The following is an 11,565-nucleotide window of genomic DNA, read 5'->3' as shown; positions in this document are numbered from 1 at the left end:
ATTGCTCAAGTTTGGTCTTCTGGGCTAAGAGGGGGGCGGCTGCCAGCCTGTCCGCAACACGGGATTTCGCCGCGTGTCCAAGAGCCTCGACCAGATCGACCTGAAAATTCTGCAAGAAATCCAGGATGACGGGCGAATCACCAATGTCGAATTGGCGAAGCGGGTCGGCATCTCGCCCCCGCCGTGTCTGCGCCGAGTCCGGACCCTGGAAGAAGAGGGCTACATCCAGGGTTATCGCGGGCTGCTCGATCCGGCCCAGCTCGGCTTCGATGTGACGGTTTTCGCCTCGGTCCATCTGTCCAGCCAGGCCGAGGCCGATCTGCGTGGCTTCGAGGAGTTCGTGCGCAACGAGCCGCTGGTCCGGGAATGCTGGATGCTGTCTGGCGAGGTGGATTTCATCCTGAAATGCGTCGCGCCGGATATGGCGACTTTCCAGAACTTCGTCGCGCATCTGACCGCCGCCCCGCATGTCCGTAACGTCCGCACCTCGCTGGTGCTGCGCAACTCGAAATATGCCGCTGCCGTGCCGCTGGAACTGAAGGCGGCCGCCACCTGAAAGCCGGGCCGTAGCCCGGCATTCCGGATTCGTCGCGAGACTCAGATCTTGCGACGCAGCGCAGCGTCGAGACTGATCGGCCCGCCGCCGGCCGTCGACAGATACAAGCAGGCGAAGCAGAACAGGATAGCGGCCGTGCCGTTGTTCAGCAGCGGAAACCACACCGGACTATCACCCTTGAACACGTGGCCGATGAAGTAGGCGAACGCCATCTCGCCGGACAGGATGAACGCCACCAGGCGGGTGAACAGGCCGAGCATCAGCATCGCGCCGAGCACCAGTTCGAGAGCGCCGGCGAAGCCGATCAGCGAAAACAGCTCGACCTTGGCGAAGTAGGGGACGACCGGAAACTTGAAGAGCTTGGCCACGCCGTACTGAAACAGTAGCAGGCCGGTGATGAAGCGAAACAAGCTCAGGACCGTGGGCTGCCACTTGGCGGCGAAGCTATCCATGTGCGGTGCGCGTCCTTTGTTGATGATGTATCGCAGGTGGATACTTGGGGTTCCGCGTCCTTGTCCATCGGCTGCTCAGCGCAACACGGACAAGTGAATTCGAGCTTCCTGCTTGTGATCACTCCGGTCTGAGCGCTGCGGGGCTCCAGATAGCAAAAAGGCCGCCTCGCGGCGGCCTTTGCATCATCATTCATGGTCGAAAGGTCAGCGCCACTCCACCTTGGCGATCTCGTAGGCCTTAGCGCCACCGGGCGCGACGACCTCGACGGAGGTTCCCATCTTCTTGCCGATCAGCGCCCGGGCCAGCGGTGAAGTGATCGAGATCTTGCCCTTCTTGGCGTCGGCCTCGGCCTCGCCGACGATCTGCCACACCGCCTTCTTCTCGGTGTCTTCGTCGATCAGCGTCACGGTCGCTCCGAACTTGATGGTGTCGCCGGAGAGCTTGCTGATGTCGATGATGTCGGCACGGGCGAGCTTGTCCTCGAGCTCCGCGATGCGGCCCTCGTTGTGCGACTGCTCTTCCTTGGCGGCGTGATACTCGGCGTTCTCCGAAAGGTCGCCGTGAGAGCGCGCCTCGGCGATATGCTCGATGATCCGCGGACGATCCTCCGACTGACGCTTCTTCAGTTCGTCCGAAAGCGCGGTATAGCCACCCGCCGTCATCGGTATCTTTTCGACCATCTTGCCTTCATCCTCAGTATTCGTTGCGGATGGTCACGGCGTGACCACCCACATTCTCGTCAGCTTGCGTAAGGGCGAGCCGCCAGTGGCTCGCCGAGAAAACTTCCAGGATACGTCCAGCCGGTCGCTCAGGGGCGCCATGAAGGGCGCATTAAAACTCACCTGAAGCTGGCGGGTTCCCGGCCTTGCCGATCGGTTTTCCGGGCACGGAGCCCGGCTGACGATCAGGATTGGGAAAAGTAGCTCTGCAAGGTCCGAACCTCAAGGTCCCCGCCCAGATAGGCCCGAATTCCCTTTGCGGCCGCCACAGCCCCGGAAAGAGTGGTGTAATACGGCACTTTATGCAAGAGGGCAGCGCGCCGCAGCGAGCGGCTGTCGGCCAGCGCCTGCGGGCCTTCGGTGGTGTTGAACACCAGTTGCACCTCGCCGTTCATGATGGCGTCGACGATGTGCGGCCGGCCTTCCAGCACCTTGTTGATCTTCTCGGCCGGCACGCCGTGGTCGCTGAGATAGCGCTGCGTGCCAGAGGTGGCGATCACCTTGAAGCCGACTTCGTGCAGCAGCTTCACGGCGTCGATGATCCGCGTCTTGTCGTTCTCGCGGACGGAGACGAACACCGTTCCCTTGCGCGGCACGCGGGTGCCGCCACCGAGCTGGCTCTTGGCGAAGGCGATCTCGAACGAGCGGTCGAGGCCCATCACTTCGCCGGTCGAGCGCATCTCCGGGCCGAGCACGGTGTCGACGCCGGGGAAGCGCGCGAACGGGAACACCGATTCCTTGACGCCCACGTGGTCGAGTTCGCGCTTCTGCAGGCCGAGGTCGGCGATCTTCTCGCCGGCCATGATCCGTGCCGCCAGCTTGGCGACCGGCATGCCGATCACCTTGGCGACGAACGGCACGGTGCGCGAGGCGCGCGGATTGACTTCGAGCACGTAGATCTCGCCATCCTTGATGGCGTACTGCACGTTCATCAAGCCGACGACGTCGAGGCCGAGCGCCAGCTCGCGAGTCTGCCGCTCCAGCTCGGCGATCATCGGCGCGTCGAGCGAATAGGGCGGCAGCGAACAGGCGGAGTCGCCGGAGTGAATGCCGGCTTCCTCGATGTGCTCCATGATGCCGACGATGAACGTGTCCTTGCCGTCGGACAGGCAGTCGACGTCGATCTCGATGGCGTCCGACAGATAGCGGTCGAACAGCAGCGGATTGGTGCCGAGGACGGTGTTGATCTGCCCGGTCTTGTCGTTCGGGTAGCGCGCCTTGACGTCCGCCGGCACCAGCTCGGGCAGGGTGCCGAGCAGATAGTCGCTGAGCTGATTGTCCTCGCGGATGATCTGCATGGCGCGGCCGCCGAGCACGTAGCTCGGGCGCACCACCAGCGGCAGGCCGAGTTCGGCGGCGACGAGACGGGCCTGCTCGACCGAATAGGCGATGCCGTTCTTCGGCTGCTTGAGGCGCAGCTTGTCGAGGATGCGCTTGAAGCGGTCACGGTCCTCGGCGAGGTCGATGGCGTCCGGCGAGGTGCCGAGGATCGGGACGTCGGCGGCTTCCAGCGCGCGCGCCAGCTTCAGCGGCGTCTGGCCGCCGAACTGCACGATGACGCCCTTCAGGCTGCCCTTGCTGCGCTCGGTGTCGATGATCTCGAGCACGTCTTCGGCAGTCAGCGGTTCGAAATACAGCCGGTCCGCGGTGTCGTAGTCGGTCGACACGGTTTCCGGGTTGCAGTTCACCATGATCGACTCGTAGCCGGCGTCGTGCAGCGCGAAGCAGGCATGGCAGCAGCAATAGTCGAACTCGATGCCCTGGCCGATCCGGTTCGGACCGCCGCCGAGAATGATGACCTTGTTCTTGTCCGACGGCCGGCTTTCGTCCGAAACCGGGCCGGCGAACGGCGACTCGTAGGTCGAGTACATGTAGGCGGTCGGCGAGGCGAACTCGGCCGCGCAGGTGTCGATGCGCTTGAACACCGGGCGCACGTCGAGCGCCCGCCGCTTCGCCTTGACCTCGGCTTCGGTGGTGCCGGCCAGCACCGCAAGGCGGGCGTCGGAGAAGCCCATCGCCTTCAAGGTGCGCATGCCGAAGGCGTGCTCCGGCAGGCCGCTGCTGCGCACGCGCGCTTCCATGTCGACGATGCCGCGCAGTTGCGCCAGGAACCACGGATCGATCTTGCAGGAGTTGAAGATCTCGTCGTCCGACCAGCCGAGCCGCATCGCCTGCGCGACCTGCAGCAGCCGGCTCGGCGTCGGGGTGCCGAGCGCCGCGCGGATCGCGTTCTTGTCGTCGCCGCGGCCGAGCCCGTCGATCTCGATTTCGTCCAGACCCGTGAGGCCGCTTTCGAGGCCGCGCAGCGCCTTCTGTAGGCTTTCCTGGAAGGTGCGGCCGATCGCCATGACCTCGCCGACCGACTTCATCGATGTGGTCAGGTTGGCCGAGGCGCCGGGGAATTTCTCGAAGGCGAAGCGCGGGATCTTGGTGACGACGTAGTCGATCGTCGGCTCGAACGACGCCGGCGTGGCACCGCCGGTGATGTCGTTGGCGATTTCGTCGAGCGTGTAGCCGACCGCCAGCTTGGCGGCGACCTTGGCGATCGGGAAGCCGGTGGCCTTCGACGCCAGCGCCGAGGAGCGCGACACGCGCGGATTCATCTCGATCACGACCAGCCGGCCGTCCTCGGGATTGACGGCGAACTGCACGTTGGAGCCGCCGGTCTCGACGCCGATCTCGCGCAGCACCGCCAGCGAGGCGTCGCGCATGATCTGGTATTCCTTGTCGGTCAGCGTCAGCGCCGGTGCCACCGTGATCGAGTCGCCGGTGTGCACGCCCATCGGATCGAGATTCTCGATCGAGCAGACGATGATGCAGTTGTCCTTGCGGTCGCGGACAACCTCCATCTCGTATTCTTTCCATCCGAGGATGGATTCTTCGATCAAGACTTCGCTGGTCGGAGAGGCGTCGATGCCGCTCTCGACGATCTCGATGAACTCCGCCTTGGTGTAGGCGATGCCGCCGCCGGTGCCGCCCATGGTGAAGGACGGCCGGATCAGCGCCGGGAAGCCGATTTCGTCGAGCGCGCGCAGCGCGTCGGGCAGATTCTTGACCTGGCGGGAGCGGGGCGTCTCCAGACCGATCTTGGTCATCGCCTCGCGGAAGCGCTCGCGATCCTCGGCCTTGTCGATCGCGTCGGCGGTGGCGCCGATCATCTCGACGTCGAACTTCTCCAGCGTGCCGAGCTTGCGCAGCGACAGCGCGCAGTTCAGCGCGGTCTGGCCGCCCATGGTCGGGAGCAGGGCGAAGCCGCCGGGGATGACGTGGCGTTCCTTCTCGACGATCTTGGCGACGATCTCCGGGGTGATCGGCTCGATATAGGTCGCATCGGCCAGTTCCGGGTCGGTCATGATCGTGGCTGGATTGGAATTGACCAGAACGATCCGGTAGCCCTCCTGCTTCAGGGCTTTGACCGCCTGGGTCCCGGAATAGTCGAATTCACAGGCCTGGCCGATCACGATGGGACCGGCGCCGATGATGAGGATCGTGGAGATGTCGGTTCTTTTGGGCATCAAATCTCGCTGACGCGGGCGGGCGGAAATCGGGCACAAAAAAAGGGCGCGCCGTCGCGCGTCCCTTGCTGTTCAGCGCCGGGCTTCCCAGGCGCGCGGGCGTGTCTTAGACCAGTTTCCGCAGCGACGAAAGAGTTTAACGCCTCCCGTCAACCGGCAATTTGGGGTGTTGGAGGCCCAGCCTGGACTTGAACCAGGAAAAAGAGCGTTGCACCGCTCCCGCGTTGATCTTCCGCCACCGGGCCGCAGGCATTGTGGCTCCGTCGGGTGCGACAATCCAGCCCGACCCGGGGTTAACGTTAAGTCCCGGTTCCGGGAATAGGCCGTGCCAAGCCGGCTCACGCATTCGTGTGCCCCGAGGCGTAACGCTTTTGTCGTCTCGCCGTATCTTGTCACCGGAAGAGGATTGCGCCGACTGGTTGCGGCGCCGAACGAGCGAACGTCGAACCCGAGGAAAACCCATGCGCTTTATCAGCCGTCTTGCTGCCTGCGCCGCCGCCCTGAGCGCGCTCGCCCTGTCTGCGAGCTTCACGCCGAGCCGTGCCGCCGAAGAGGCCGTGGTGATCCCGCCGCCGACGATCGATGCCAAGGCAGGAGACGGTTTGCAGACCGCAGTTTTCGCAGGCGGATGCTTCTGGGGTGTGCAGGGCGTGTTTCAGCACACGGCCGGCGTGGTCAACGCCGTTTCAGGCTACGCAGGCGGCAGCAAGGCGACGGCGAGCTACATGACGGTGTCGACCGGCACCACCGGCCATGCCGAGGCAGTGGAGATCAAATACGATCCGAAGCAGGTCAGCTACGGCAAGCTGTTGCAGATCTTCTTCTCGGTTGCGCATGATCCGACCCAACTCAACCGGCAGGGTCCCGACAGCGGCACGCAATATCGCTCGGCGATCTTCACTCTCAACGATGATCAGAAGAAGGTGGTTGACGCCTACATCGCGCAGCTCAACGGGGCGAAGGTCTACGGTGGCCCGATCGTCACCAAGGTCGGTCCGCTCGACCGCTTTTATCCGGCGGAGGCCTATCATCAGGACTACCTGACGCTGCACCCGAGCCAGCCCTATATTGTCTACAACGACCTGCCGAAGATCGATAACCTGAAGAAGCTGTTCCCGAAGGATTATCTCGAGAAGCCGACGCTGGTGAGCAGCGCCAAGGTGACGAACTGACGGCCGGATCGCCCACACCTGCAGGAGTTGCCATGACCAATACCAAGACCGCGCCCGGCAAGGTCACCAAGAGTGAAGCCGAGTGGCGCAAGGAACTGTCGCCGATGCAGTACGCCGTGCTGCGCGAGAAGGCGACCGAGCGGCCATTCACCGGCGAGTACGAGTACGAGACCAAGCCCGGCACCTATGTGTGCGCGGGATGCGGCCAGACCCTGTTCGAGTCCGATGCCAAGTTCGATTCCGGCTGCGGCTGGCCGAGCTTCACCACCCCGGCGCAGGCCGCGGCGATCGACGAAGAACGCGACGTGAGTCACGGCATGATCCGCACCGAGGTGCTGTGCTCGCGCTGCAGCGGTCATCTCGGCCATGTATTTCCGGACGGCCCGGGGCCGACCGGTCTGCGCTATTGCATCAACTCGGCCGCGCTGAAGCTGAAGCCGCGCTGACCCGCTGATGCGCCGCGCCGCCGTCACACGCGGCACGGCGCATGTCGGTTGCGATCGGGCGTGTCATCTCTCCGCGGCCGGGCCGGCACGTCAAACGTGCACGGGCTGTGGAGGGTGCCATGTCGATTGCCAGCATCGTCATCGTCGTTCTGATCGTGCTGCTGATCGGAGGCCTCAGCCGCCGCTTTGGCGGTTACGGCTATGGGCGGGGCTCGGGACTGACCGGCCTGATCGGCGTCGTGTTGCTCGTGCTTGTGGTGCTGGTGCTGCTAAGGAAGCTTTGAAACCGGCAGCGTCCAGGCGCGGCAGTTCCCGCCCCCTGGGGTCGCTTTTTTGGCGTTCGTCCCTATATCTTGAGGGTAATTCGAACAGCGCCGGCCCAAGGCTCTTGCGAGCCTTCGTCGCGGCGTTCAATTCACGCGTATTGTCAGAAGGTTAGTTGAGCCATGGCATTCAGCTTCGATACTGCCGCCGAGTTGTTTCCTGCAGCGATCCGGAAGAAGAAGCGTGCCGGTTTCGCCTACCGCCGGTTCGACAATGCGGCCGATGCCGTACGGTTTGCCATCGAGGAATTGCCGGCGGATTCGCTGAACGGCGCCTATCTGCAGGTGGACGAGGCCCGGTTCGATCAGAAGGGCATTCGCTCTCTGTATGACAGCGAGGCGTTTCCGCTCGAACGGCGCTCGCCGGCGGTGGAAGCCGACGCCGTCCAAGAGGCGAAGGAAGACGCCGCCTGAGCCTATCGGCTCAGGATGTCGTTGATACGGCTGGCATAGCGGCGACCGCATGCCTGCAGGCTGTAGTTGTCGAGCATGTTCTGCCGTGCGCGCTCGATCTTGGCGGCGGCGATGTTCGGATTATCGAACAGAGCCCTCATATGGGCGGCCGCGATGTCGGTTGATGGTTCGAACCATTCCTGGTCGTTCCAGAAGATGTACTGATCCTCAAGCACCGGGGTGACGTGCCCATCGACCACGAAGGCGGTGTCGTCGGTGCAGAAGTCCCTGTTGCCACTGTAGTTCGAGGCGATCACCGGCGTCCGCAGCAGCATCGCCTCGGCCATGATCCGGCCGAACCCCTCGGAGCGATGCAACGAGACCAGCGCGTCCGCGGATTCGATCAATTGCATCACGCGTGCGCGATCCCAGGTCTCGTAGATCAGAGTGATCCGCGGATCCTCCTCGGCAAACATTTTGAGAGCGAGCAGGATCGGATTGCGATCGGCATTCATGGCCTTGATGGTCAGGCCGACGTCGTGGCGTTCGCTCTTTGGAAAGGCCTTCTGAAAAGCCCGGATCGTGCCCAAGGGATTCTTGCGGGCGAAATACGAAAAGCCGTCGAAGATGAAGACGAAGTTGAAGCGGTCGGGCGGAAGCTCCGGCACAGCGTCGCGGCCAGGCAGTGCCGCCGTGTCCACGGTCACCGGCAGCGGCATGTGAATGACGGGCTTCGAGGTCACCGGCGACAGGCTGTCGACGATGAACCGCGTCGACGACCAGATCTCGTCCGCGATCAGATGCGGCAGCGAGACCTGCCGCGGCCATCGCGACAGCTCCCACGGCCAGTAGCCGATCACGTGGTCTGCGGCAAAGCCTTGCAGCCCCTCGAACTGTTGCTCGGCCAGCATGTCGAAGGCCGAAAACGCGAAAATTCGGATACGGGCGTCCTGCAGGTCGGGGCGGATGTAAGGCTCGAACCTCTCGGCGGCCTTGTTCGGACCCGGAAGCCATCGCCGGGTATGAAACAGGCTGAGGCGCAGCGAGGTCTCCTGCTGCAGGCTCTCGAACACCGTTCGCGCGTCCTCGCCTTGGCCGCTTTCCGCGCGCGGAAAGCCGACGATTTCGATGTCGACCTGCTCGCGCCCGGCGGCTGCGGGCTTGGTCACGATTGCAGGGGGGACGCGCAGAGTTTGCGACTTGTAGCCGACACGATAGATGTAGTGTCGCTGTTCGGTTCGCCACCAAGCCACGTTGTTCGACAGCGACTGCGGGAGTGGCTCGGCCGACAGGATTTGCCGGGCGACGCCGCAGAACTGTTCGGCGAGAACTTTCACCTCGCCCCGATGCTTGCGCAGGGTCTGCTCGAACGTCGTCAGTTGCCCCGACGACCAAAGATGCGTAAGGCTATCGAAGAAATTCATCCTTCCGGCAGCGGATGAAAGATCGCAGGCCAGCGCCGGTTGTTCGTCGCGCAACCGCAGCAAGGCGGTGGTGATCGGCAGGTCGACATCCTGGACATAGGCCAGCGTCGGCGCAAACATATCCTCCTGCTCGAGGATCGCGAAGTCGAGATGTTCGAAGCGGCCGGTGTTGTTCCACCATGACAGGTAGGCCGACCGGCCTTGCGCAGTTGCCAGATCGTAGGTTTGGGTCAGTCCGGGCAGCGTACGATGCAGCCGGGCGAGATATCCCGGGATGTCCGCCGGCACTGCGCCCGACAAAGCGCCGAAATTCGCTTCGAACCAGAACGCCCGAACCATCCGCACGAGCTGGAGCCTGGCGCCGAGCTGACCCGGACGCGTGACCAGATGCCGGGCGGCCCGCAGCCACCAGCCGAATACGACGTCGTCGGGCGGATCGCCGTCGGCCGCGATCAAGGCCAATTCTGACCGAACGCCGCGGGCCGCCTGGGTGATGGCCGGATGCAGCCTGGACTCGCCACAAAAGGACGACGTGAGGCCCAGTTCGGTCGGCTGCAGCCAGTGCAGAAACAACCGCAGCGCCAGCCGATATTCCAGCAGGCCTGACCTGAAGAACCACGAGAGCAGGTTGAAGTATCCCTGCTCCGTGCCGACGTCGAAGCCGGCTTGTAGTTCGGGCCGTGCATCGTAAATCAGGCCGAATAGCCGTAGCGGTGGAAGCACGCTGTCCTGCGGCCACTCTGGAATGACCGCCGTCGCGTAGGCGGCGATGCGCTCGAATAGCCCCGGCGCGAGCGCGGGATGACTTTCCAGTATCCGCTCGATATTCGCGATCCAGTACTGGAAATGCTCGGGGCGGTGTCGGCTCAGCGCCAGCGAGGCGGGCAGGGTGACGCTGAATCGTTCGGCGCTGAATTCGCGCTCGCAGACGAACAACTGTACCAGCCAGTCGTAGGGCAGGCGGTCGGCGCTCGCGACGTCCTGCTCGACGCAGAATGGACCGCGGTCGAGCAGATAGGCCGCCGTGAGCGCGTCGACTTCGGTGGAACTGCTGTCCGTACTGGTGAACCACCAGGCCAGCAGGACGTCGGCGTCCGCGGCAGACCGCATCGGCACTTTTTGATGAAAGTCCGGCCCCGCCGATTGCCACTTCAGCAACAGTGATCTGGGAAGGCCAAATCCTAGAGAACAGTTCGGATACTCGCCGTCGGGGTGCGACAGCTCTTCCGACAGTTGATCGACATTCATCGGGGTGATCCGAAGGGAACAGCGCTGCATTGCTAATGGCGTTCAACGTGTTTGGCAAACCGCCGATGCAGGATTCAGCGCGATAGTCGCCGGTCCGTGGCTTTTGGCTCGGCGGCGTTGCGGTCAGGTCCCGCGATTCTCTCGCTCGGCGTGTGTCATCCGTTTGAAACCAGAAGGCTTTTCCCGAGAACCGGAACGCCGAGAGGGCTTTCCATATGCCGATTGCGGTTGCTCCCGCAGGGCGAAATCCGTATGACGGGCCCTCCACAGCGCCAGCGAGCCACGAGGATACCCCCGGATGAGTGACCCACGGGTATTGATCACCACATATCCCGAGGCGTTTCTGCACCGCGGCGGCGGTGAGTTCGAAATCGTCGAGCTGGCGAACAATCTCCGCCTGCTGGGCTTCAGGGTCGATCTCTACGGCCCGACTTCGCAACCGATCTCGTTCTACGACACCGTGCTACACTTCTCGGTGGTCGAATCCGGCATGAACCTGTTCCGGGCGCTCAATGCCTCGGCGAAGCGCATCGTGCTGGTCCCCAATCTGTGGTGGATCGGGCCGCCCAGCGATCACGACCGGGCGAATGCCGAAGAGTTCTTCCGGCTGGCCGACCAGATCGTGTTCAAATCGACCGCCGAGCGCGACAATGTCAGCAGATATGCCGGATTTCCGGATTCAAAGGCCGTGCTCTGTCCGTGGGGCGTCGACCGCTGCTATGCCGAGCCCGCCGATCCGGATCTGTTCAAGTCGCATCACCAACTCGACCGCTATGTCCTGTGGCTGGGCATCATCGAGGAGCGCAAGAACCAGTTGACGGCCATTCATGCGCTAAGGGACAGCGCGGTGCCGCTCGTGCTGGTCGGCGATTATCGCGACCGGCACTATTATGAGGCGTGCCGGCGCAGTGCCCCGCCGCACTTCAAGTTCATCCCGCACATCCAACCGAAATCCGAAATGCTGCGCTCAGCATTGCAGAATTGTGACGTCTATCTCGAGGCGTCGCTCGAGCCCGCCGGGATGTCGGCCATGGAGGCCTATCTGGCAAACCGGCCGATCGTGGTTTCGGAAGGCGACTGGACCAATGAGCATTTCGGCGACGAGGTGATCGCGATCGATCCGAAATCCGAGGGAGCGATCGCGCGAGCGGTCGGAGATCTGCTGCAGAACAAGTCTTCACCGCGGCGAACGGGTCGTATCAACAGGCGCAATCTGTTGCCCGAGAGCCTCGAGCCGCTCGGCCGCGTTCTTGCGGGCGTGCCCGCGCTGCGGCGGCTATGACGTCACGTTCCTGATGAAGCTTCTCTTGTCCGAC

The 11,565-nt window shown here is 63.5% G+C and carries 10 protein-coding genes and 1 tRNA gene; 6 read left to right on the top strand and 5 right to left on the bottom strand.

The genetic code is table 11. The features are described 5' to 3' along the window. Window positions 1–73: 73 nt before the first annotated feature. On the top strand, window positions 74–556 hold the full coding sequence (locus tag IP86_RS03765; protein ID WP_054161177.1) for an Lrp/AsnC family transcriptional regulator: 483 nt from the start codon (window positions 74–76) through the stop codon (window positions 554–556). A gap of 41 nt (window positions 557–597) precedes the next feature. Here the strand turns inward: IP86_RS03765 and IP86_RS03760 are convergent, their stop codons facing one another. The 4 genes from IP86_RS03760 to IP86_RS03745 all read right to left on the bottom strand — a co-directional run bounded on the left by IP86_RS03760 (window position 598) and on the right by IP86_RS03745 (window position 5,488). Next, window positions 598–1,008: a DoxX family protein gene (locus IP86_RS03760; RefSeq protein ID WP_054161176.1), complete on the bottom strand. Its 411-nt coding sequence runs from the start codon at window positions 1,006–1,008 to the stop codon at window positions 598–600. 204 nt (window positions 1,009–1,212) lie between these two features. Continuing rightward, window positions 1,213–1,689, bottom strand: a complete 477-nt coding sequence (greA, locus tag IP86_RS03755) for a transcription elongation factor GreA (RefSeq protein ID WP_054161175.1) — start codon at window positions 1,687–1,689, stop codon at window positions 1,213–1,215. A 224-nt stretch (window positions 1,690–1,913) separates the two neighbouring features. Further along, window positions 1,914–5,243, bottom strand: a complete 3,330-nt coding sequence (gene carB / locus IP86_RS03750) for a carbamoyl-phosphate synthase large subunit (protein ID WP_054161174.1) — start codon at window positions 5,241–5,243, stop codon at window positions 1,914–1,916. A 170-nt stretch (window positions 5,244–5,413) separates the two neighbouring features. Continuing rightward, window positions 5,414–5,488: transfer RNA gene (locus tag IP86_RS03745), tRNA-OTHER, on the bottom strand. Window positions 5,489–5,704: 216 nt separating this feature from the next. Between IP86_RS03745 and msrA the strand changes: the two genes are divergently transcribed. From msrA to IP86_RS03730, 4 genes are all read left to right on the top strand, one after another. Further along, a complete protein-coding gene (msrA, locus tag IP86_RS03740; RefSeq protein ID WP_054161173.1) occupies window positions 5,705–6,415 on the top strand; it encodes a peptide-methionine (S)-S-oxide reductase MsrA in 711 nt (236 codons plus the stop codon). A gap of 32 nt (window positions 6,416–6,447) precedes the next feature. Further along, window positions 6,448–6,861 (top strand): peptide-methionine (R)-S-oxide reductase MsrB, encoded by a 414-nt coding sequence (gene msrB / locus IP86_RS03735; protein WP_054161172.1) that lies wholly within the window; start codon window positions 6,448–6,450, stop codon window positions 6,859–6,861. Between the two features lie 119 nt (window positions 6,862–6,980). After that, the gene (locus IP86_RS27935) at window positions 6,981–7,145 is read left to right on the top strand and encodes a DUF3309 family protein (protein WP_082363819.1); all 165 of its coding nucleotides are present in this window, start codon (window positions 6,981–6,983) and stop codon (window positions 7,143–7,145) included. Window positions 7,146–7,307: 162 nt separating this feature from the next. After that, entirely contained in the window at window positions 7,308–7,598 is a 291-nt protein-coding gene (locus IP86_RS03730) for a hypothetical protein (RefSeq protein ID WP_054161171.1), read from the top strand. A 2-nt stretch (window positions 7,599–7,600) separates the two neighbouring features. On the opposite strand, the gene IP86_RS03725 is transcribed toward IP86_RS03730, so the two are convergent. Continuing rightward, a complete protein-coding gene (locus tag IP86_RS03725) occupies window positions 7,601–10,111 on the bottom strand; it encodes a glycosyltransferase (protein ID WP_197279619.1) in 2,511 nt (836 codons plus the stop codon). Between the two features lie 436 nt (window positions 10,112–10,547). Between IP86_RS03725 and IP86_RS03720 the strand changes: the two genes are divergently transcribed. Further along, a complete protein-coding gene (locus IP86_RS03720) occupies window positions 10,548–11,531 on the top strand; it encodes a glycosyltransferase family 4 protein (RefSeq protein ID WP_054161169.1) in 984 nt (327 codons plus the stop codon). Window positions 11,532–11,565 lie beyond the last annotated feature (34 nt).

This window comes from Rhodopseudomonas sp. AAP120 (genome assembly GCF_001295845.1).
Lineage (GTDB): Bacteria > Pseudomonadota > Alphaproteobacteria > Rhizobiales > Xanthobacteraceae > Rhodopseudomonas.
This window is presented reverse-complemented; position numbering and strand designations above follow the sequence as displayed.

Bases quoted from the DNA above. Each gene is read 5' to 3' on its own strand.
- IP86_RS03760 (WP_054161176.1), bottom strand. From the start codon at position 1,008: ATGGATAGCTTCGCCGCCAAGTGGCAGCCCACGGTCCTGAGCTTGTTT.
- greA (WP_054161175.1), bottom strand. From the start codon at position 1,689: ATGGTCGAAAAGATACCGATGACGGCGGGTGGCTATACCGCGCTTTCG.
- carB (WP_054161174.1), bottom strand. From the start codon at position 5,243: ATGCCCAAAAGAACCGACATCTCCACGATCCTCATCATCGGCGCCGGT.
- msrA (WP_054161173.1), top strand. From the start codon at position 5,705: ATGCGCTTTATCAGCCGTCTTGCTGCCTGCGCCGCCGCCCTGAGCGCG.
- msrB (WP_054161172.1), top strand. From the start codon at position 6,448: ATGACCAATACCAAGACCGCGCCCGGCAAGGTCACCAAGAGTGAAGCC.
- IP86_RS27935 (WP_082363819.1), top strand. From the start codon at position 6,981: ATGTCGATTGCCAGCATCGTCATCGTCGTTCTGATCGTGCTGCTGATC.
- IP86_RS03730 (WP_054161171.1), top strand. From the start codon at position 7,308: ATGGCATTCAGCTTCGATACTGCCGCCGAGTTGTTTCCTGCAGCGATC.
- IP86_RS03725 (WP_197279619.1), bottom strand. From the start codon at position 10,111: ATGCGGTCTGCCGCGGACGCCGACGTCCTGCTGGCCTGGTGGTTCACC.
- IP86_RS03720 (WP_054161169.1), top strand. From the start codon at position 10,548: ATGAGTGACCCACGGGTATTGATCACCACATATCCCGAGGCGTTTCTG.